Annotated in this window: 20 protein-coding genes and 1 pseudogene; 16 read left to right on the forward strand and 5 right to left on the reverse strand. The window is 44.3% G+C overall.

Annotated features, from left to right (window positions below; translation table 11 throughout):
• Positions 1-28: 28 nt before the first annotated feature.
• Entirely contained in the window at positions 29-835 is an 807-nt protein-coding gene (locus tag ACI1P1_RS24020) for an MBL fold metallo-hydrolase (RefSeq protein WP_416218993.1), read from the forward strand.
• A gap of 80 nt (positions 836-915) precedes the next feature.
• Here the strand turns inward: ACI1P1_RS24020 and ACI1P1_RS24025 are convergent, their stop codons facing one another.
• Entirely contained in the window at positions 916-1,128 is a 213-nt protein-coding gene (locus ACI1P1_RS24025) for a hypothetical protein (protein WP_416218994.1), read from the reverse strand.
• Positions 1,129-1,384: 256 nt separating this feature from the next.
• On the opposite strand from ACI1P1_RS24025, the gene ACI1P1_RS24030 reads away from it, so the two are divergent.
• The 4 genes from ACI1P1_RS24030 to ACI1P1_RS24045 all read left to right on the forward strand — a co-directional run bounded on the left by ACI1P1_RS24030 (position 1,385) and on the right by ACI1P1_RS24045 (position 7,215).
• Positions 1,385-2,563, forward strand: coding sequence for a S1C family serine protease (locus ACI1P1_RS24030; RefSeq protein ID WP_416218995.1), 1,179 nt, complete (start codon positions 1,385-1,387; stop codon positions 2,561-2,563).
• 39 nt (positions 2,564-2,602) lie between these two features.
• Complete coding sequence (locus ACI1P1_RS24035) at positions 2,603-2,776, forward strand: CxxH/CxxC protein (protein WP_416218996.1); 174 nt, start codon at positions 2,603-2,605, stop codon at positions 2,774-2,776.
• A 254-nt stretch (positions 2,777-3,030) separates the two neighbouring features.
• Entirely contained in the window at positions 3,031-3,510 is a 480-nt protein-coding gene (gene rlmH, locus ACI1P1_RS24040) for a 23S rRNA (pseudouridine(1915)-N(3))-methyltransferase RlmH (protein ID WP_416218997.1), read from the forward strand.
• Positions 3,511-3,651: 141 nt separating this feature from the next.
• Entirely contained in the window at positions 3,652-7,215 is a 3,564-nt protein-coding gene (locus ACI1P1_RS24045) for an SIR2 family protein (protein WP_416218998.1), read from the forward strand.
• A gap of 93 nt (positions 7,216-7,308) precedes the next feature.
• Here the strand turns inward: ACI1P1_RS24045 and ACI1P1_RS24050 are convergent.
• Positions 7,309-7,434: pseudogene (locus ACI1P1_RS24050) on the reverse strand (IS3 family transposase); the annotation flags it as partial.
• Positions 7,435-7,722: 288 nt separating this feature from the next.
• Positions 7,723-8,610 carry a LysR family transcriptional regulator gene (locus ACI1P1_RS24055; protein WP_416218999.1) on the reverse strand — a complete coding sequence of 296 codons (888 nt, stop codon included), beginning with the start codon at positions 8,608-8,610 and terminating at the stop codon, positions 7,723-7,725.
• A gap of 114 nt (positions 8,611-8,724) precedes the next feature.
• Here ACI1P1_RS24055 and ACI1P1_RS24060 point away from each other — a divergent pair, with 114 nt between their 5' ends.
• Both ACI1P1_RS24060 and ACI1P1_RS24065 read left to right on the forward strand, forming a co-directional pair.
• On the forward strand, positions 8,725-10,122 hold the full coding sequence (locus tag ACI1P1_RS24060) for an MFS transporter (protein ID WP_416219000.1): 1,398 nt from the start codon (positions 8,725-8,727) through the stop codon (positions 10,120-10,122).
• A 217-nt stretch (positions 10,123-10,339) separates the two neighbouring features.
• Complete coding sequence (locus tag ACI1P1_RS24065) at positions 10,340-10,909, forward strand: Crp/Fnr family transcriptional regulator (RefSeq protein ID WP_463605682.1); 570 nt, start codon at positions 10,340-10,342, stop codon at positions 10,907-10,909.
• A gap of 198 nt (positions 10,910-11,107) precedes the next feature.
• Here ACI1P1_RS24065 and ACI1P1_RS24070 read toward each other — a convergent pair whose 3' ends face one another.
• Positions 11,108-11,533: an organic hydroperoxide resistance protein gene (locus ACI1P1_RS24070; protein WP_416219002.1), complete on the reverse strand. Its 426-nt coding sequence runs from the start codon at positions 11,531-11,533 to the stop codon at positions 11,108-11,110.
• Between the two features lie 414 nt (positions 11,534-11,947).
• Between ACI1P1_RS24070 and ACI1P1_RS24075 the strand changes: the two genes are divergently transcribed.
• Entirely contained in the window at positions 11,948-12,424 is a 477-nt protein-coding gene (locus tag ACI1P1_RS24075; protein ID WP_416219003.1) for a GNAT family N-acetyltransferase, read from the forward strand.
• A 103-nt stretch (positions 12,425-12,527) separates the two neighbouring features.
• On the opposite strand, the gene ACI1P1_RS24080 is transcribed toward ACI1P1_RS24075, so the two are convergent.
• Positions 12,528-13,181, reverse strand: coding sequence for a M48 family metallopeptidase (locus ACI1P1_RS24080; protein ID WP_416219113.1), 654 nt, complete (start codon positions 13,179-13,181; stop codon positions 12,528-12,530).
• An 83-nt stretch (positions 13,182-13,264) separates the two neighbouring features.
• Here ACI1P1_RS24080 and ACI1P1_RS24085 point away from each other — a divergent pair, with 83 nt between their 5' ends.
• The 8 genes from ACI1P1_RS24085 (at position 13,265) to ACI1P1_RS24120 (ending at position 20,172) form a co-directional block, all read left to right on the forward strand.
• Positions 13,265-14,272 carry a phosphotransferase enzyme family protein gene (locus ACI1P1_RS24085; RefSeq protein ID WP_416219004.1) on the forward strand — a complete coding sequence of 336 codons (1,008 nt, stop codon included), beginning with the start codon at positions 13,265-13,267 and terminating at the stop codon, positions 14,270-14,272.
• A gap of 235 nt (positions 14,273-14,507) precedes the next feature.
• Positions 14,508-14,822, forward strand: coding sequence for a hypothetical protein (locus ACI1P1_RS24090; protein WP_416219005.1), 315 nt, complete (start codon positions 14,508-14,510; stop codon positions 14,820-14,822).
• Between the two features lie 21 nt (positions 14,823-14,843).
• On the forward strand, positions 14,844-15,077 hold the full coding sequence (locus ACI1P1_RS24095) for a DUF2249 domain-containing protein (protein ID WP_416219006.1): 234 nt from the start codon (positions 14,844-14,846) through the stop codon (positions 15,075-15,077).
• A gap of 94 nt (positions 15,078-15,171) precedes the next feature.
• The gene (locus tag ACI1P1_RS24100) at positions 15,172-15,423 is read left to right on the forward strand and encodes a hypothetical protein (protein WP_416219007.1); all 252 of its coding nucleotides are present in this window, start codon (positions 15,172-15,174) and stop codon (positions 15,421-15,423) included.
• Between the two features lie 253 nt (positions 15,424-15,676).
• Positions 15,677-16,492, forward strand: a complete 816-nt coding sequence (locus ACI1P1_RS24105; RefSeq protein WP_416219008.1) for an inositol monophosphatase family protein — start codon at positions 15,677-15,679, stop codon at positions 16,490-16,492.
• 452 nt (positions 16,493-16,944) lie between these two features.
• The gene (cysC, locus tag ACI1P1_RS24110; RefSeq protein WP_416219009.1) at positions 16,945-17,529 is read left to right on the forward strand and encodes an adenylyl-sulfate kinase; all 585 of its coding nucleotides are present in this window, start codon (positions 16,945-16,947) and stop codon (positions 17,527-17,529) included.
• Positions 17,526-18,251, forward strand: coding sequence for a Stf0 family sulfotransferase (locus ACI1P1_RS24115; protein WP_416219010.1), 726 nt, complete (start codon positions 17,526-17,528; stop codon positions 18,249-18,251). Before cysC ends, ACI1P1_RS24115 begins: the two co-directional genes overlap by 4 nt.
• Positions 18,252-18,432: 181 nt before the next feature.
• Positions 18,433-20,172, forward strand: a complete 1,740-nt coding sequence (locus ACI1P1_RS24120) for an ABC-F family ATP-binding cassette domain-containing protein (protein ID WP_416219011.1) — start codon at positions 18,433-18,435, stop codon at positions 20,170-20,172.
• The last annotated feature ends 11 nt before the right edge of the window (positions 20,173-20,183 follow it).

Here is a 20,183-nt window from a genome sequence, read left to right on the forward strand (position 1 = left end):
ATTCCAGTTTAGAAAGAAGGAAAAGGAAATGTCATTGCGTTTCACGGTGTTGTCCAGCGGTTCTACGGGAAACGCTATTGTGGTGGCCAACGATGAGGCCAAGGTATTGATTGATGCGGGGCTGTCCGCCAAGCGGGTGGAGCATCTGATGGCGGAGCAGGAAGTGGCGGCCTCGGAGTTAAGCGCTATTTTTATCACACACGAGCATTCGGATCATGTCAAAGGACTGGGCGCTATCGCCCGCAAATATAAGCTCCCGGTGTATGCCAATCAGGCCACCTGGGAGGAGCTGGACAAGTGTGTGGGTGCGCTGGAGGCGGAGCAGCGGCGGATTCTCGACACGGGCAGTGTGGTGGAGATCCACAATCTGTCGATACAATCCTTCGGCATCTCCCATGATGCGGCGGAGCCGGTAGGCTACTGCTTTTATGACGGGGATGAAAAGCTGGGTTTGGCGACAGACCTGGGGTATATGAGCGATAAGGTCCGGGACCAGCTGCGGGATTGCGATGCGCTGATCCTGGAGGCCAATCATGATATAGAGCTGCTTCGGATGGGGCGGTACCCGTGGAACATCAAGCGCCGGATCCTGAGCGATTCCGGGCACTTGTCCAACGAAGCGGCAGGGGAAGCGCTGTATACGCTGCTGTCCCAGCGGCTGCGCCGGGTCTACCTGGCTCATCTCAGCCGGGACCACAATATGCAGGAGCTGGCACGGATGACCGTCGGCGGGGTGCTGGAGCAGTACGGCGTCCGGTGCGGGGACAACGGCCCCAAGCTGATGGACACGTATTACGACCGGCCGACCCATTGGGATTGGCTGCGGGAAGCGTAAGCATTGTTCTGGCAGCTGCTGCTGTAGGCGGTGCTAAGAAGGTGCGGTAGGGCGGCCTTGTCGGACATTATCCCCTTGGCTCAGGAGTGCAGGTCCTCATCCAGACCGTGGTATGCCATATGATGGAGGTCGGCTGCTTTGGCCCGGATTTCCTCGGTGGTAAGCAGGCCTTTTTCGGTGAGGAGCTCCAGCAGGGCGGTTAATAGAAGAGTATGGTTATAGTGCTGCTCCTTCAGATCGCCGAGTTTGCCGGCCAGATCGATCTGCTCGGTAATGGACAGGGGTTGCCGCATGAATGCACGCTCCTTTTTGGTTGAGGCGGATGGGTATAACCGGTTAGTATGACACGGGTAAGACGGCAGGCTTCAGGAATGAATCTAGCGATAGTATGTCCTCTAGTAACAGCGTATTCTATCAGTCTGGTCAACATGACGGGCAATCATTCTTTTCTCTCGAAAAATTTATGCTACCTACAATGCCCCAGTCAGGCGGTACATATGCCGTTTGGCCAAGAAGTGCGATACGCGCAAAAGAAGGAGGACGCCGTCAATGAGCTTGTTTGACGATGATTTTTACTCCACCCGGGTCTCCGGCCGTTGGAAAGGCCGTAAGCTCGGTGCCCCGTCCGGCCGACCGGATGAACGGCTGATCTGGATCATTGGCGGCGCGCTGGTGTCCGGCATGGCCGTTATGCTGGTGCTGGTGCTGCTGGTAGGCGGCTTCAGCCGGGATGGGTCAGGCTCGTCCGGCAAAACAGCCCGGGCTTCCTACGGGAATGACCCGGTTGTGGCAGCCGCAGCCAAGGTTACACCTGCTGTAGTAAGTGTGGTGAGCACCTTCAAGGATGGGGAGAAGGTAACGGGAACAGCTATCGGCTCGGGCGTCATCTTCGATAAGGAAGGCGGCAAAGCGCGGATCGTCACCAATAATCATGTGGTGGAGGGCGCCGCGGCTTATGAGGTGGTCATGTCCGGAGGCGACCGGAAAAAAGCCACCGTCCTGGGAAGCGACCGGATTACCGATCTGGCGGTAATGGAGGTGGATGCTGCGGGAATTAAGGCGACCGCGGTGTTCGGTGACTCCGACAGCCTGCAATCCGGCGAAACGGCTATCTCCATCGGCAATCCCTTAGGCCTTAACTATGCCCAAACCATCACGGTAGGGGTGATCAGCTCCCCCAAGGTGCTGCTGCCCTCCCTCACGGACGGTATGGGCGGTGTGGAATGGGAAATGAACCTGATCCAGACGGATGCCGCCATCAATCAGGGCAACAGCGGCGGCGCTCTGGTGAGTCTGGACGGCAAGGTTATCGGCATCAACAGCATGAAGCTGGCGGAAACGGGTGTGGAAGGACTGGGCTTTGCCATTCCCATTAACGAGGCGAAGCCAATCATCGACGCGCTGATCCAGGATCAGAAGGTGAAGCGGCCGTACATTGGGGTTTCCACCTTGGATTTGGCCGGGTTTAAGGAAGGGTTAGAGGTGCTGAAGCTTCCTTCTGAAGTGAAGGGCGGCGCTGTCGTCATGGAAGCTCAAGGCCCGGCCAAAAACGCCGGACTGAAAACCAATGATGTGATAGTGGAAATGGATACGGTATCCATTGACGGAACCCTGTCCTTGCGCAAGTATCTGTATAATGAGAAGAAAATAGGGGATAAATTGAAAATCACCTATTACCGGGCAGGCAAAAAAGCCTCTGTCACCCTGGTGCTGGAGGAATTGAAATAAATCAGCAGCAGTAATAGAAAGGACAACAGGTGAAGCCGTATGTTTGTCGTATGTAAGGATCATGTGGAGCTGGCGATTGACCGTTTTGTGGATGAATATGAGGATGCGCCGGATGTGGTGGATCTGAAGGAGACTCACTTTAAGAGCTGGAACCCGCCTCCAACCTGCGAGGAAAAGGGCTGTACCTGCGAGGCCAAATATCTGGTGGTGTAGGGCGGCTTGTGGATATGTGGAAAGGGCTGAGGATGGGCGGATGAGAGCGGCTGTCTCCAGATCTTGTCCACATGTGGATAATTCTTATATTAGAAGAATAATAAATTATACACAGGTTTACGGGATGTTATCCACAATAGGGGATCGTCCAGAAGCACCGGTTTCCGGAAGAGAGGCGTGAAGAAGCTTCTTTTGGGGGAGCCGGTGTTTTGCGTAGAGGAGTCTTTACACACAGATCGAGCGGAGGAACATAGATGCATATTCAAATCGCGGCAGTTGGCAAGCTGAAGGAAAAATATCTGGTGGACGGTATCGCCGAATACGTCAAACGCTTGGGCCCGTATGCCAAGATACAGATTAACGAGGTCCCGGACGAAAAAGCCCCGGACAACATGTCCGCGGCGGAGGAGGAGCAGGTCAAGAGCAAGGAGGGGGAACGCCTGCTGGCCCTGATCAAACCGGATACCTACGTCATCGCCCTCACCCTGGACGGGGCCATGTGGTCCTCCGAGGAGCTGTCGACGCAGCTTCAGAACCTGGGCACCTACGGACGCTCCAGCGTCGCCTTCGTCATCGGCGGCTCCAACGGCCTGTCCGCTTCGGTACTCAAGCGCGCCGACATCAAACTCTGTTTCGGCCGCATGACCCTCCCTCATCAGCTGATGCGGCTGGTGCTGGTGGAGCAGATTTATAGAGCGTTTAAGATTAGTCGGGGGGAACCGTATCACAAATGAGGCGAAATACAATTAATAGCCCAGAAAACACACATTTTTTACTAAAGGTTATGACTGTCCTATGTTCCCCACAATATGGTAGTATTACAATGTATTTTAGAAGAGATCGTTGCGAGAGCAAAATAAAAGGTGGGAACCAAAGTGAACTACCCGAGGAATTTTTTAGAAGCTATGAAATCCACTGAAAGTATTTTATTCGTTGGTTCTGGTATATCTATGTGGTCCGGGTTACCGCACTGGGAAGGTCTTCTTAAACAGATGGTAAATTTCCTAGTACATCGGGGTCTATCAGAAAAACATCAAGTTGAAATACAAGGAATGATAAACAAGGGAGACCTTTTGACTGCGGCAAGTTTATGTGCATCAAAAATGAGAGACGCCGATTTAAGTGATTTTATTGAAAATACGTTTATAAGGTCAAATCCAATACCTCACAATATACACGAATTGATAATCGACTTAGGGCCGACTTGCTTCATTACAACCAATTATGATGAACTTATCGAAGACATCTTCTATATAAAAAGAAAATCAAAATTATCTGTTGTGAATAATGATCAGCCTGTAGAACAAGCGAAGCTTCAGAAGTCCGGAGCCGCTAAGTTTGTTTTTAAAATACATGGTAGTATAAATAGCGCGAAAACAATAGTTCTATCAAGAGAAGACTATAAAAGATTGGTAAATGAAAATAGGTCGACGATTGAGACACTGAAGTTTCTTCTCGCCTCTAGACCAATAATTTATTTAGGTTTTGGTCTGAGAGATCCTGATTTTCAAATATTAAAAGATGAGATAAGCTCTACTTTCCACGGAGCGGAGCGGGAACATTTTGCAATAATGGCTGATATCGGGGAATTGGAAGCGGAATATTGGAAAAAAGAGTATGGTATAAATATTATTTCGTATGAGACAGTAGAAAGAATTAAGGAAGGCAATAAAATAAGAAGTCATGAAAGATTATTATTAATGCTCGAAAATATTATTACAGAGTACCGTAAAGATGTTTATGAAGAGACTGAGTCATTAAAAGCTTCACTTATTAGGTATTTTGAATCACTTTGTCAAGTTCTACTAAAAGTGAATGAGTCAGTAATTAATATAAGTGTAAAACAAAGATATGACCTTTATAAGGGAAAGAGTAACAAAGTACGTCTCATTAAATCTAACGTTCCAGTAAACGAAGTTTTGAATTTAAATGATAATCTCGTTGTTATTGGTTCACCGGGAACAGGTAAAACAAACTCAGTCCAAAAATATACTTATTCGGTAGCCAAACTATGTTTGGATAAATTACGCACTTGTAACAGTGTCGATGAACTTGATTTAAAGCATTCTATTCCTGTGCTCTTGTCAATGAAGGAATATAAAGGTGACCTAAGAAAAATGATAGAGAACAGGTTACCTTCAAATTTAGATGTAGATGATGCGTTAGAGAAAGGATGGTTTACTGTTATATTCGATGCTGTGAATGAAGCTCCTAGGCATCTTATCGAAGATGAGACAAGAATTTTATACAATAATTTGCAGTGGCTAACAAATTTGTATTCAAAAAATCGTTTTGTTGTAACATCAAGATCAATGAATTACATTCAATTTCTTGATTATCCTGTTTATGAGGTACAGCCACTTAATTATACTCAATTAGATGTGATTCTTTCTGAGAATAGCAACGATAATATCAATAATTTATCCCCAAAAATGAAGAATATACTTCTAAATCCCTTGTTTCTTAGTCTTTATATACAATTAGGCCAAGATAAAAAACAAGTTGATGACATAAAAAATCTACTAGAATATTATTTACAATTGGCAGAAAAACAAATAATTCATCAAACGAATATTGATATTAATGTCATTCATCAGATTTTAGCTAACCTAGCTTATGAGTTAGTGGATAAAGGGATACACACTATCGAACCTAGCGGATTCTTGTCTAAATTTCAAAGTTATGGGTTTACCGATGAAATAACCGAGAGGGTATTACAAAATAGTATTAAATCTGGAATTATGGTTACCGATGTCGAGGGAGATATCTCCTTTTTTCACCAAACTATTACTGAATTTTTAGCAGCGTTTAGTCTTTTGGAATATTTCAACAATGATCCCTTTGTTATTGAAGAAAAAATAAAAAATTTAAAATGGAATGAAACTCTTGTTTTGTTTGTAGGACTATTAGAGAAAGGAAAGGCAAAATCGGTATTAAGGAAAATTGCGAATACTGATATTTTATTTGCAGTAATTGCTTTTCAAGGTGCAGCAATAAAAGAAATAGAAATTGGTGCTCAATTATTCCAAATTCTCAACGAAAGAATATACACCCCCTCTATTAGTAAAGCAGAAATAGAAACATTAGCACATTCATTACAATATATAGGGGAATTTGGAGAGAAGGAAGCATTGTTAAAGATGCAAAACAACGAGGTTGAGCAACTATCAGTATCAGCTTCCATGGTATTAGCTCGATGCGGCGTACTTGAGTCGTTTGATAGATCCTTAAGGGGTTTATTAACTGACAGAGCATGGCGGTCAAATGGATACGATAAAGCTTTGAAAATATTAGCTATACCTAGTATGTTAGACACTTTATTTGACGAAGCAATGAAACTGGATAATGAAGAAGACGAAATGATACTAGGTAATATTGCTGAAGTTATCAGTACTTTTGATTCAGATGATTTATATAAGAGATTAGTAGAACTTGCAAATTCCGAAAGTGAGAAGGATATCATATTTGCTGTCGAGATATTAGGTAAAATCAAAACGGAAAGAGCTAAAAAAGAATTGTTGGACCTCATGAAAAGCGACTCTACGAAAGTTAAACACAAAATAATTTATGGATTTAGAGACGATAATTACAAACCAATTAAATTTGAAAGCTTGATTGAGTGTCTCTTTGAATTGCTATGTGAAGATTCAATTGGGGCTAGCGCTGCAAATTACATATATGATCTTGAAGATGTTGAACTTGCACAAATAGCACTAAATAAGTTAGACAGTTCCAGAAATGATATAGAACAGATAAATTTGTGCAATATCGTTTCTTTAATTGATCCTGTTAAAGCATTTAACATTCTAGGGAAAAAAATAGATAACTATAATTCTTATTGGGAAGATTGTTTATCTGATGCATTAAATAGTTTGAATGAGAATTACCCGATAACTGATTATTTAATAAATAAATTAACAATGTGTGAAGCGGATGTTCGATCCGTAATATTGCACTCTATCGTAAATAATGAATATAAAGATCAAAAGTATCCTGTAAACCATGATTCTTTCGTTATTTTGTTTAAAATATGGGAAGAGTATTGCGACTTAGGATTTGATTATTGGACCGAGAGACGATCATTAGGGAAATTTATTGGGCATAACTGCTATCTTGCCGAAAAGGATTACATTTTACAACGTTTTAACGATAAGGAATACAAGCATAGGTTCTTCTTAAAGGAAATAGTAAGTATTTGTCCGATTAACAGCAGTGATATTGAGGAAGTAACAATGCTTTGGTTAATTGATTTAGTCATAAAAGGAGTTCCACAAATTAATCAGTATGAATTACAAGAGCTAATATCTAAAGCTTGTAACGAACAGCGACTTTCAGAATATATATTACCACTATTAAATAATAAAAAAGATTTTATTAAAAGCAGTGCATACCGGATTATTAGGAGGTTTGAGCGTATAATGGGCAGACGTTATAGTTAGTATTATATTAGTTTTCTTGCGAGTCGCCTTCACCGCATTATTGGTACGTAGGTGGACCTCTGTTAATAAATTAAACACATAGAATCGAGAAAATTACACAGTGGAACGGATCATACGTTCGCACTCATTGGGTGTCATGTACCCAATGGACGAATGGATTCTCTTCCCATTATAGAAACAAGTGATATACTCGAAAATTTTCTCCTTTGCTTCTTTCCGGGTTTTAAATTTAACTTATCACAAGTTAGGCGAAATCTCCGCGGCGGCATATACGGAAATTTTGCCTTGGCGCTGATACGGTGAACCGTTTCACAAGTTGGGGCAAGTTTTTGGTAGAAAATAGGGGGGAATCCTTCAGTTACAGGGGTTCTCCCCATTTTGCGTTGCTCTACTCCTCTACTTCAACTCGGTCAGCAATGCCCTTCTCCACAAGGAACTCCATCTCCAGGTTGAGTACGATCTCGATTTACTCCTCGCTCAAGGTCACATTAGGCTGGCGCTGCAGGATTAAATGGACTGCTTGGTTAGCACCTCGAAATAATCCAGAACGACCTTGCGAAACTCCAGAGCAGCTTGTGACATATACCGACTCTTATGCCATAGCAAAGCGATTTCGCGTACAAGTTCGTGATTTTCAACCGGTATATATTTGATCTTTTCCCATGACATCTTGGCTGTGCTTGGTATAAAGGCAAGGCCGATTTCGGCTTCTACAAGACTGACTAACCTTGTAGGTTCGTCCCCCTCATACACATATTTAAGATAAAATCCAGCCGATTTGCATATAGAGTCCACTAAATCGCGAGTGCCGTAGCCTCTTTTTACACCGACAAAGTATTCGTCCTTAAGTTCTGTCAAGGATACGCTGCTTCGGTCCGCCAAACGATGCCCGAGAGGGACAGCTACAAGGATAGGATCTATGAAGACAACTTGACATTCGATGTCCTCTCCTTGGATCGGAGGGGAGGACAAACAGAAATCGACTTCACCTCGATGTAAGAGTGTGATCATTTCCTGCGTGGTCAGCATTTGCACATGAAATTGAATATTAGGCCGGATATTTAGAAATTCTCGTAGAATCTGGGGCAATTTGCTTGCAGCAGTCACCGCTAGCTCGAGCGTGCCAAATTCTGCACTGGACAAATCGTTCATCTCCTGTTTCCCCTGTTCCAATTCAAACAAAGCTCTTTCCGCTCGGCGAAGGAATCTGTTTCCAAACTCATTCAATCGCAGTTTCCTTCCTGACCGATCAAATAGAGGGACTCCCAAATCTTCTTCGAGGCGTTGAATCGTTTTGCTTAGCGACGATTGGGTTACGTGTAGACTTCGCGCAGCTTCGGTCACATGTTCCAATCGAGCTACCGCCAGAAAATATTGCAATTGTAGCAGCTCCACTTTCCAACCTCCTATCATTCCTCCCAATCAATGATATCATAACATACAATGCGTTAGAATGAATGATTGATTTCAAGTATGATATTCATGTAGCAAACATAGGGGGGACAAAAAATGAATACTAGCAGAAGGTGGCTAATGGTATCTGTTGGATTGGGAATATTACTAAACCCTTTAAATTCCTCAATGATTTCTGTTGCTATCACCAGACTGCAACATGTGTATAACATTGATTTTACGGCTGTTTCCTGGATTGTTTTTTCTTTTTACATTACCAGTGCGATTGCCCAGCCTGTCATGGGCAAGGTTAGTGATTTATTCGGCCGAAGGAAGATATTTCTTGCTGGTCTAGTTGTTTCTTTTCTCTCTTCCGTATTAGCTCCATTTTCTCCAAACTTTGAATGGCTTATCGTGTCCCGAATTGTGCAATCGATCGGAACGAGTATGCTGATTGCGGTTGGAACGGCGATTGTACGAGTGCACATTACAGAAAAGCAAGCGGCCGCGCTGGCTGGCTTGTCGATTTTCCTATCCGGTGCGGCGGCAATAGGCCCCTTTGCCGGAGGGGTATTGATTCAATGGTGGGACTGGCCTGCGATCTTCATCGTCAATATTCCGTTCGTGGTAGCCAGCTATCTGCTGGCCTGGAAGATTATTCCCAAGGACGGACCGGCAGCTTCGGTCTCACGCGACATGTCGTTTCGCAAATGGCTGGGTGTGATTGATGTGTCAGGTATTTTGCTCTTCGCAGTTGGTTTGGTCGCCTTGCTTGTCAGCTTGCTGTCGGTTAAATCATCCGGACATGCCTCCATGTGGAATATGATTGTCGGATTGATTGGCCTTGTGGCGCTGGGGACATTCGTTCGACATGAGTTAAAAACGACGTCACCCTTTATTCCGTTGCGCACTTTCGCCAAATATCCGGCGATGACTTGGGTCAATATTCAATACATGCTCGTTAATTTGCTTTATTATGCGCTCTTTTTCGGGATTCCATCTTACTTACAAATGGTACGCCATGTCAGTGAATTCCAGACAGGGATTCTGATGCTCACCTTGGGCTTGAGTTCGATCGTGGCATCTCCCATAGCGGGAAAATGGGTCGATAAATCGGGACCTAGACCGTCATTGATCGTATCGGCATTACTGATGGCATTGGGTTCGGTATGGATCGTGACATGGACGGAAACTTCTCCAGTTATCGTTGTGAGCCTGGCGTTAGCTGTATTCGGTTTTAGCAACGGGCTGAACGCCGTTGGTATGCAGGCAGCTTTATTTAAGAGCTCTTCAAAAGAGATGGCCGGTGTAGCATCCGGACTATTCAATACATCGAGGTACTTCGGTACCATTTTATCTTCGTTATTGACAGGCATCATTATGGGAGACGCGTTCAACTTCGCAGGATTTCGACTGCTTGGGGTTTTCCTCACGGTAATCGCATTAGTATTGGTATTGATGAGTGTGCGGCTGCGGTATTCAGGGCAATTGAACAAACCGAGCACAGGCAAGTAAATTAATAATAGGAGTTGGTTCCGATTCATGCCGACACGAAGCAAAATGTACAACGTTATCTTGCTGAACGTATCCGTATGCGGTACCCCTATCAGGAGCCTTCGATTTCGCTTTATAGATGATACGGTGAACCGTATCATAAGTAACAGCAAGTAAATGTTAAGACTTGATTACACGACTTGATCAAATCAAAGGGAGGGAAGCAAGGTTTAAGGGGATATTGTTCAAATATCTGACGAAATACACTTCGTTTAGCGAAGAAGAGCAACGGGTGATTGCGAGTGAGATTCGAGTCGAGGAGTATAAAAAGGGAACGATTCTTCTTTGGCAAGGAGACGTCCTCACGAAGTGTTATTTCATACTGAAAGGCTGTATTCGGCAGTATGCTGTAAATGCGTTAGGGAGAGAGGTCGCCAGCAATTTTTATACGGAAGAGCAAGCAGTCGTCATCTATAACGAGCACTCGGAGAGCAAAACATCCAAGTATACGCTGACATGTCTCGAGGATTGTGTATTGGTTGTCGGCGACCTAGCAACGATTAACGATACCTACAATAAATACCCGGGACTAAAATCCATGACGAACCGAATGACCGTAGAGATCTTCGGGAGTGTACAAGAGGACTTCGCCAACTTCATCGCTTCTTCGCCCGAAGAACGATTCAAATCTCTGCTGCACAAAAGACCTGGCCTTATCGACCGTGTTCCCCAACATCAGTTGGCAAGCTTTCTCGGGGTTACGCCGGAATCCCTAAGCAGAATCAAGAAATGGATTTCTAGCCTTTAAACAACAATCATAGCCCAAAACCTATGCGGACCCGTACGTAGGTGGCCCGAGAGGTCGGGGGCTGAATGCCCCCTCCTATAATCTCGGGAGTATCTTCTCAACTTGGTGGCAGGCAATAAACGAGGGCTCGTGCCGAATGCTGCAGCATCGAGCCATGTATGCCCGTCTATGGACAACGGTACGTGTACTGCCATTCTATTAGTGTTGCCCGTTCACGACCAATTTTATGTCGATATTGCCGCGGGTAGCCCTAGAGTACGGACATACGCCATGAGCAGCATGAACAAGTTCCTCCGCCACATGCTGTTCGACTCCGTCGATGTTGACGTGCAGCTGAGCAGCAAGCTCGAATCCGCCGTCTGACCCTTTACCGATACTAACATGCGCGGTAACATCCGTCCCCGAGTGCTGAACCTTCTTCATACGAGCGACCAGATTCAACGCACTATCAAAACATGCCGCATAACCTGCAGCGAACAGTTGCTCCGGATTCGTCCCTACCTCCCCGTTGCCGCCTAGCGCCTTAGGCATCCGAACATGGATATCTAACACTCCGTCAGAAGAGGTCACCTTACCGTTTCTTCCGCCTTCTGCAGTTGCGATTGCTGTGTATAATGCTTCCATGATTCATCTCTCCTTTTATTTAATTGCATACAAAACAATTGTACACAACTAAATATACAATAGAATCTGCCCGAACACAACTGTTATTAAAATTATCATCGACCTTTGAATCCTTAATATCATCTATCCCGATGAGCGGAGGAGAGGCTTTACAAAATTTCGGTTCCGCTTGCGGGGGATGAGCTGAGGAGTACGGATTTTCCATAGTTACGAAAATCAGAAAAAAGGCCATCCCGTAAAAAGGATGGCCTTAAAATTTGCCGTTATAGTCCAAAGCAGAACCCTAAAAAAGACATGGATACATAATATCTTATTAAAAAATCGAATATAAGTCTATACCTTTTTTAGAATAAATTGTATGGTATTCATGCGGCCGCAACGCAGTAAGAATTGGGATGATGGGAGAAGAGCTATATGATTACACTCAAAAAGATCACATTGGAAAACCGGCGGGCCATGTTTAATTTGGAAGTTTCAGAAGACCAACGACGCTTTGTTGCGTCCAATCTGTCAAGCGTGGCTTCCTGTTATGTCCTTGCAACCAATGGGGGACATCCATTTCCATTTATCATTTACTCTGATGAGCGGCCGGTAGGTTTTGTTATGTTGACTTATGGAATCACAGGTTACGACGAACCGTCAATCGCAGAAGACAACTACTGTATCTTGCGACTAATGATAGACAAACAATACCAGAACAGTGGCTATGGTCGGGAGGCTATGGAAAAGATTTTGGAATTTATTCGTACCTATCCAGCAGGACCAGCCCATTATTGTTGGATTCCTTATAAACCGGAAAACTTCCCTGCTAAAAAACTTTATGAAAGCTTTGGCTTCCGTGATAACGGTGAAATTTTTAACGATGAGTCAATAACTGTGCTGCAACTCTGATTTGTTACCAATCCGTTGAAGAACGTAAAATTAAAAAAGGGCCATCCCGCAGAGGATGGCCTTAAAACTTACCGTTACAGACAGCAGAAAAACGGAGTCGCAGTCACAGGCTCATGGTATGCCCGTACCTTGCCAGGAAGTCCTGCTTTTCTTTATAGTCCGGCATGATACTCCCAACCAATCGCCAGAAGGAGCGGTCATGATTCATATGAAGGAGATGACACAGCTCATGGATAACAACATAATCGATAACCTCTATAGGGGCCATGGCCAGACGATAATTAAAGGTTAGCTTTCTTCCAGAGCTGCAGCTTCCCCACTGGGTATTGGATTCTACTACCTCCACTACTTTCGGTTTGACTCTTAGCTGACTCTGATAGATGTTTAGCCGCTCTCCAATAATCTTTTTGCAGCGGGAGAAATAGAACTTTTTAAGACTGCTCTTAAGCTCCTCTTCGCCCAAACCGCTAGTGTCTATAAGCTCATGAAGAGAGAACTCCTTTCCCAGGTAAAGGAACCTTCCCTCCTCCTGATATTCCTTCACTCTTGGACCTTCTTGAGACCTTGCACGGGCAACAGACTTTTCCACTATCCATCGGCCATGATGCTCTACCGTCTTCATTATAGTCTCCGTGCTTGTATTGTTGGGTACCTTTACCATGATGAGGCCGGTTGAACCTATCTCAATGGAAGTTTTTTTTCTGATTCCGTATTGAACATGAAATTCTATGGATTGACCCTCGAACTCGATTTTCACAGCTAACACCAGCTTTGCAGGAAATTTGGCCTTACGTTCTATTGATCCGGGATATGATTGAAAGAGATAATGGAGGGATTGCTTTGAATCAGCTATTTCCATTAGAAGTATCCGTACTATCTTCCGATGCTCTTGGAGATTTTATTTCGCGTGAGTACTTTTCACGGACTTTGGTCCGATGTCGATTGTTCTATAGAGGCTTGCATGATATTTATAAGATTATTTCTGGTGATCAAGCATACTTCTTCAAAGTATACCGCCAAGGTGTCCGAAGTATGGCAGAAGTTCAATCCGAGCTTGATTTGCTTCTTCATCTGAAAGCATCCGGTGTTACTGCTATTATACCTGTCAGTAAACATGATGGAACATTCATTTCGGAGTTTATGACGGTGAACGGAGTGAGGCATGGCGTGTTATATACGTCTGTGGGGGTGCGCGAGTTCAGTCGTATGGAAGAAACTATTGAATCGAACGAGAGATTGGGAACCTATATCGCTTCTGTTCATGCCGCCTGGGATAAATATAATGGTTCAATTAACCGATGGAGTTTAGACGCAAGTACCTTCATTGACCGTTCTATGGATGCCGTTCGGCAATTTTCCGAGATTCATGATTTTGACATAGATTTTTTAGAAGATGTTTCCAAACATATAAAGAAGAAATTGACTAGCTTTTCTACTGAAGCACCTCAATTCGGTGTTTGCCATGGCGACTTTTATAGTGGAAATGTTCGGGTTGATGCTAATAACAATCCGATCTTGATTGATTTTGACTTTTGCGGCAATGGCTGGCGCGCCTACGATATATCCATGTACGCATACCCTTTTGCCATGGGGTGTGATGCAGCCAAACTCCAGCAAAGAGAAAACCGTAAAGACCAGTTCTTAAATGGATATAACAAGGTGAGGGCCATGAGCGAAAATGAGGTCAACTCTATTGCTCTCTTTATTCCATTCAGAAGGATCTTCAATATTGGCACATTATACATCTCTTATCTGCCTAATACATGGGGAGATTCTAATGTTATAGGAAATGTCGATGGTGATATTGAAATGCTTAAAAAGTGGATCGATTTAAATCCAATATTTTAATAAGCGAGAATTTTGGGTCGTGCACAACGGCTTTGATTTGACTCTTCTATTTGAAGCCACAAGTACACGTGGAGAAAATTTTAAAGTAACCATCAATGGATCACAGAAAAGAGCAGCAATTCGCCAAATGTGACAGAGATCACAAACTATAAAGGTGCATCCATTAGAATGATAATGAGTAAAGAAGTTAACAGTACCCAGCAGGATACTTTGAATAGGATAGGGGTGATCTAAAATGGCAAATGTCCACATAGAAAACAATGAGTTGCTGCTTGAGGCAAGCCTTGAGGATATTGAAACGATTGTTAAAGAGGCATTAAAAAACATCGATCAATACAAAGAGGAAATTTCCGTCATCTATGATAAAATGCCAAAATTCGAGTATAAGTACTTTTGTTTCTATGCTTACTCCACATATCGCTTATTGGAAAAGGCCCTTAACTTTTCTTGCGATGAGGTCGGTCATTTCCGATTGATTGCTCCGGAAGAATTTTATTATGCATTCTTTGGTGTCATCTCCACCCTGTATCATGAGCATTGTGCAAAATAATTATTTTTAGGAGGAAAGAAAATGGAAAACTATAAATCAACAGTAAATGCAACAGAGTATCCCCCACAAATTAAACATAAGGTTATTTTTGAAACCTTTGATGCGTTACAATCAGGTGAAGCGATGTTGTTGATCAATGACCATGACCCCAAACCGTTATATTTCCAATTTGGAATTGAACGGCCTAATCAATTTACATGGGAATACATTGAACAAGGACCGGTCACCTTCCGTGTAAAAATTGGACGTGTGTAAAGAACCGCTTGTCGTAAGCTGGCTGCCTGTTGGTCATGTCCCTCATGGATATCGAAGGGTTTTTGTCCTATCCAATAGTCATCAGGTACAGCATGTGATTGTATTATCTTTCATGGGCTATGAGGATGTTTACAACGTCAAACAGCAGGTAAAAACACACGAGATTCAGGATCCCTCCCTCTTATGGGGCCTTTCCGTTGTAAAGTCTCTCATCGGTACCGAGACACTGGAATCAGAGGATGGATATGTAACTATCCGGCCTAAGCCCATGCAGGAAGATGAACTCTTACCCCTCGGCGAATTTCTGAAGGCTGCAGAAGAAGGGAAGTTTCTGTTAAGCCAGTGAATAAAAGATATGTTTCGGTAATGCTGCCCCCTCATGATAAACAGTGGAAATCAATTATTCCCTGTGGATCCGAGGGGGCTTTTTCATGCCTGCGAAGGCTAGGTGCTAATACTCATGAGCCGCGGCGCAAAATATCTAAGCTCCTCGGCTTTGTTTGGCTCTAATGTGTGGTGCTATATTGCAAATATTATATAATGTGTATAAAGATTGATTGAAGCGGTTGACAGCATCTTTAGGGAGGAATGAGACCGGAATGAAGTTCGATCTTCGAGAATTAGCGTTGTTTGCAGAGCAGACTGTAACAAAAGCGGGTGACAGTATTGCTGAATTGCGCCGTCGGGAAAAAATTGAAGTGGATTACAAGGATTTTGGTGAACTGGTGACTTCTGCTGATTTGTTATCGGAAAGAATCATTCAAGAGGCCATAAGAGGAAGATTCCCAGAGCATCGCATTCTTTCGGAGGAAAATGGCATACATAGCTGGGACAATTTCAAGTTTGACGGTCCCCTTTGGGTGGTGGACCCTTTAGATGGGACAGTCAATTTTGCTCGGAGCCTGCCTCATTATGGCGTTTCATTAGCTTTTGCCCTTGATGGCGTCGTGCTGGCAGGGGCAGTATATGCTCCGGACTTGAATTGTACTTATGTTGGGATTAAAGGGGAAGGCTCCTATTGCAATGGTGAGCGTCTGCGAATTCGCCAATGTACTTCGCTGCTAGATGCTGTCATTGGCACAGGTTTTCCCCATGATTCCGCAAAAGTGCAGCCGGCGATTGAAAGAGTGAATCGGCTGAGAAGAAACTGCCGTGACATTCGGCGTTTTGCCGCGCCAACCGTAGACATCTGTTATGTGGCGTCCGGCAAATTAGATGCGCATACGGAAAGTCTTTCACCGTGGGATGTAGCTGCCGCAGGCTTGATTGCACGGGAAGCGGGAACACTAACTAGCCATGTACAAGCGGTGCCCAATGGCATCCCTGATGAGCTTTACGGTGAAGAGGTTGTATTCACCACCCCTGGAATCTTCGACGACCTCTTGGCATTATTGAGACTGGAAAATAAGGCCTAGAAATATGGCGTCATATTCGCAAATCGGGGTGGTACCGCGGAGATACCAATCTCGTCCCTAAGAACACCGAGTATTTATTATAACCAACCTTTCCATAGACTCCTCTTATTAACTGGTTTATTCTGGAACCAGAATAGTAAAAAGGTGGGGAATGTGCAGTGATGATGATGGTTATGTTCCTGAATGAGGTTAACGGTTAATCAACCGAATACGATATGAGCGTGATGGCCGCGACTAACTCGTTACGTTAGGCCTGTTTGGTGCTGCGCGTTCATATCCACTCGATCATGGACCATCCTTCTATCACACTGCTGTCGTAAGAGCGCCCAAGACAACTATGTCTTCTGATGGCTTCTTACGCCTGTAAGCCGTGAATGATTGAGTTCATTCACGGCTTTTTCCTGTCTTTTTCCTATTCTTGTATATATAAGAAACCGTTGGAGGGATGTCCGATGCATAGGCATCTATTCGAGAGGTTGAACGGCCACCGAGGTGGTGTCATCTGGTTTACAGGCTTGCCGGGCTCCGGGAAAACCACATTAGCGGATGAGCTCCAGAAGCTGCTGCTGCAGTTTGGCATTCGTTGTGTCGTCTTGGACGGGGATCGGTTACGAAAAGGATTGAATCGGGATCTTGGTTTTACCGAACAGGACCGTATGGAAAACTTGCGCCGCGCGGCTGTAATGGCTGCTGCGTTTGTAGAAGCAGGCTGTCTGGTGCTGGCCCCGCTTATTTCTCCTCTGGAATCATACAGGGCGGTGGTCAGGCAGCATTTTCAACCGGCAGATTATATGGAGTTGTATGTGAAGTGTTCGTTGGAGGAATGTATGCGGCGTGACCCGAAGGGCATGTATCAGCTTGCGGTGGCAGGCATCATTCCGGATTTCACAGGGGTATCCGCACCCTACGAAGCACCCTCCCAGCCTGACCTGATACTGGATACCGAATGGTTGTCGGTAGAACAATGCATGGAGCAGTGTAAACAAATGATTGTTGGCAAAATCAAAATCCAATCCGATGAGGAGTATGTTATATGAAGCCCAAAAGCAGCTATACCATCTGGTTTTCGCAACGAACGGGAAGCAGTCTGCTATTTAGAGGATTGCAATCCACAGGGGTCGCCGGGCATCCGTGGGAGTGGTTAACGGAGCCTGACCCCCATCAATTCAGCATGAAGGATATTCAAAGCATGTGGCAGAAGGGGACAACACCGAACGGTGTATTTGGTCTGAAAATGACACCGTATAATCTGGATAGCTGGATCGGATCGTTCCGGAATACCTTCCAACTGGGGAATGAGGTAACGCGGACCAAGGTTTGGGAAGAGGTATTCCCGGCGTGCAAGCATATTTATATGACCCGTCGAAACAAAATAAGGCTGGCGGTTTCGTGGTGGAGGGCCATCGTTTCCGGAGAGTGGCACAGGCGGCATGGCTCCAAGCCGGATCGGAGAGATTTTGAGGACCAGTACAACTTCGATGCGATTAATCACTTGTTGGTGGACTGTGTTTTTCGGGAGGCTGCTATGGAGGCATTTTTTGCGGAGGAACGCATTGTGCCGATGACGATTGTATATGAGGACTTTATACAGAATTATGAAGAAACGATCCTGGCAGTGCTCGCCTTCCTTCAGGTTCCTACGGATTCCGTGCAAGTGGCGGATCCGTTTTTTGACCCGATAGCGGACGATATTACGGAAAACTGGGTCCAACGTTTCCGTAAGGAGCGGCAGGCTGGCTGGCAGAACATAGCTTGGTAACAGGAACGAATGGAGAAGAGGCCATCCTGATGAAGGATGGCCTTTGAATTGTCGAGAACGGATCCCGCCATGGATTGAACTTGGTGATAAGTAATGTTACGCTAACAACAGAGAATCAACATTTAGGTTTGACAATACCTCAACAATAGTCACTAAATTGGTTACAAAGAAAGGTCACACGATGATAAAAGTGGATAAATTATCCTTCTCTTTTCCGCAAAAAGAGCTATATACCAATGTTTCCTTCACGTTAGAGGAGGGGCAGCACTGCGCTTTTATTGGAACGAGCGGCAGCGGGAAAAGTACGTTGATAGATATACTGATGGACCCGGAAAGATATCTGTTCGAAGGCAAGCTGGAGATAGACCCAACCTGCAAAATGGGACATGTAAGCCAATTTTCACATCTGGACAAAAGTAAAGAAACAACTGTTTTTGAATATATCGGAGAAGAATTTAATCGGATACAGAATGAAATCAATGCGATCTTGGCCGAAATGGAAACATCCTCGGATATGGATGCGCTGCTGGAAAAGTATCAAATGGCTTTGGACGCTTTTGATGCCATAGACGGGAATGATTTCGAAAGCAACATTCATAAGAAACTCAATCTGGCAGACCTCATGAAGCTTAAGGATGCTAGGGTATCGGATCTGAGTGGCGGAGAATTCAAGCTTATTCAAGTGATGAAGGAAATGCTCCGTAAACCGGACGTCATGATTATGGATGAGCCGGATGTATTTTTGGATTTTGAAAACCTGAATGCGCTCAAAAATCTTATTAATGCTCACAAAGGAATCCTGCTGGTTGTTACGCACAACCGGTATCTGCTCAATCATTGCTTCAACAAGATCATCCACCTGGAGAACACGGAGCTTCAGGAGTTTGACGGGCGGTATATCGATTATAACTTCTCGTTACTTCAGACCAAGATCGAGCTGCAAGAGCTCACCGTCGCTGAAGAGGAGGAAATTGCACGAAACGACAACATCGTCAATAATCTCAGAGCGATCGCAACGTATAACTCAGAAGCCTCCAGAGGCAGGGCGTTAAAAGCTAGAGTGAGGTTTCAAGAAAGATTGGAAGCGCGTAGACTGAAAGCCCCATTCGTGGATATTAAGCAGCCGAATATAAGTTTTGGTATGGACCAAGCAATGGAAGAAACCACTGTTGTGAGTGTCAATAATTATCGTGTTGCCTTTGATGAGCTGCTTTTAGAGCATGTTAGCTTTGAGATCAAATCGACGGATAAGGTCGCCATTATTGGTCCAAACGGTACCGGGAAAACGACGTTGCTCCGAGATATTTTTAATCATGAGCATGATTCCATTGAAATACATGCTGATGCTAAAGTGGCTTATTTATCCCAGCTTCAAGGTGAAATGCTCCAGGGTTCGAATACCATACTGGAAGAATTTATTGATGCCGGGTTCAAAACGTATGATGAAATTAGGGCATATCTCCTTAGCTATGGCTTTGAAGGAGAAATCCTTCATCAAAAAATAGACTCATTATCCGGCGGAGAAAAGAATTTGCTCCAATTGGCCAAGGTTTCGGCGAGTAAAGCAAACGTATTGCTTCTTGATGAACCCACAAGCCATCTAGACACCTATGCACAAATTGCACTGGAGAAAGCCATCGAAGACTATAAAGGTGCCATTCTCATGATTTCACATGATTTCTATTCGATTGTAAATGGTATGGATTATGTTCTAATCATTGAGGATAAGACGATTAGAAAAATGAGTATGCCAGCATTTAAAAAGATGATTTATGCCCGTCATTTTGATAAAGACTATTTAGAGGTTGAACAAAAGAAAAAATCAGTTGAAATGAAAATAGAATTAGCTTTGAAAAATAAGAATTTCGAACTTGCAAAAGGATGCATTGATGAGCTGGAAAAGCTGATTAAGCTGCTTTAAATTCCCGCGCC

The organism is Paenibacillus mesotrionivorans, assembly GCF_046098205.1.
GTDB classification, from domain to species: Bacteria; Bacillota; Bacilli; order Paenibacillales; family NBRC-103111; genus Paenibacillus_AR; species Paenibacillus_AR mesotrionivorans.

What these genes read in the sequence shown, in the direction of transcription:
- ACI1P1_RS24120 (WP_416219011.1), top strand. Translation starts at nt 18,433, where the DNA reads ATGATAAAAGTGGATAAATTATCCTTCTCTTTTCCGCAAAAAGAGCTA.
- ACI1P1_RS24090 (WP_416219005.1), top strand. Translation starts at nt 14,508, where the DNA reads ATGGCAAATGTCCACATAGAAAACAATGAGTTGCTGCTTGAGGCAAGC.
- ACI1P1_RS24030 (WP_416218995.1), top strand. Translation starts at nt 1,385, where the DNA reads ATGAGCTTGTTTGACGATGATTTTTACTCCACCCGGGTCTCCGGCCGT.
- ACI1P1_RS24075 (WP_416219003.1), top strand. Translation starts at nt 11,948, where the DNA reads ATGATTACACTCAAAAAGATCACATTGGAAAACCGGCGGGCCATGTTT.
- ACI1P1_RS24025 (WP_416218994.1), bottom strand. Translation starts at nt 1,128, where the DNA reads ATGCGGCAACCCCTGTCCATTACCGAGCAGATCGATCTGGCCGGCAAA.
- ACI1P1_RS24070 (WP_416219002.1), bottom strand. Translation starts at nt 11,533, where the DNA reads ATGGAAGCATTATACACAGCAATCGCAACTGCAGAAGGCGGAAGAAAC.
- cysC (WP_416219009.1), top strand. Translation starts at nt 16,945, where the DNA reads ATGCATAGGCATCTATTCGAGAGGTTGAACGGCCACCGAGGTGGTGTC.
- ACI1P1_RS24095 (WP_416219006.1), top strand. Translation starts at nt 14,844, where the DNA reads ATGGAAAACTATAAATCAACAGTAAATGCAACAGAGTATCCCCCACAA.
- ACI1P1_RS24020 (WP_416218993.1), top strand. Translation starts at nt 29, where the DNA reads ATGTCATTGCGTTTCACGGTGTTGTCCAGCGGTTCTACGGGAAACGCT.
- ACI1P1_RS24115 (WP_416219010.1), top strand. Translation starts at nt 17,526, where the DNA reads ATGAAGCCCAAAAGCAGCTATACCATCTGGTTTTCGCAACGAACGGGA.
- ACI1P1_RS24060 (WP_416219000.1), top strand. Translation starts at nt 8,725, where the DNA reads ATGAATACTAGCAGAAGGTGGCTAATGGTATCTGTTGGATTGGGAATA.
- ACI1P1_RS24105 (WP_416219008.1), top strand. Translation starts at nt 15,677, where the DNA reads ATGAAGTTCGATCTTCGAGAATTAGCGTTGTTTGCAGAGCAGACTGTA.
- ACI1P1_RS24035 (WP_416218996.1), top strand. Translation starts at nt 2,603, where the DNA reads ATGTTTGTCGTATGTAAGGATCATGTGGAGCTGGCGATTGACCGTTTT.
- rlmH (WP_416218997.1), top strand. Translation starts at nt 3,031, where the DNA reads ATGCATATTCAAATCGCGGCAGTTGGCAAGCTGAAGGAAAAATATCTG.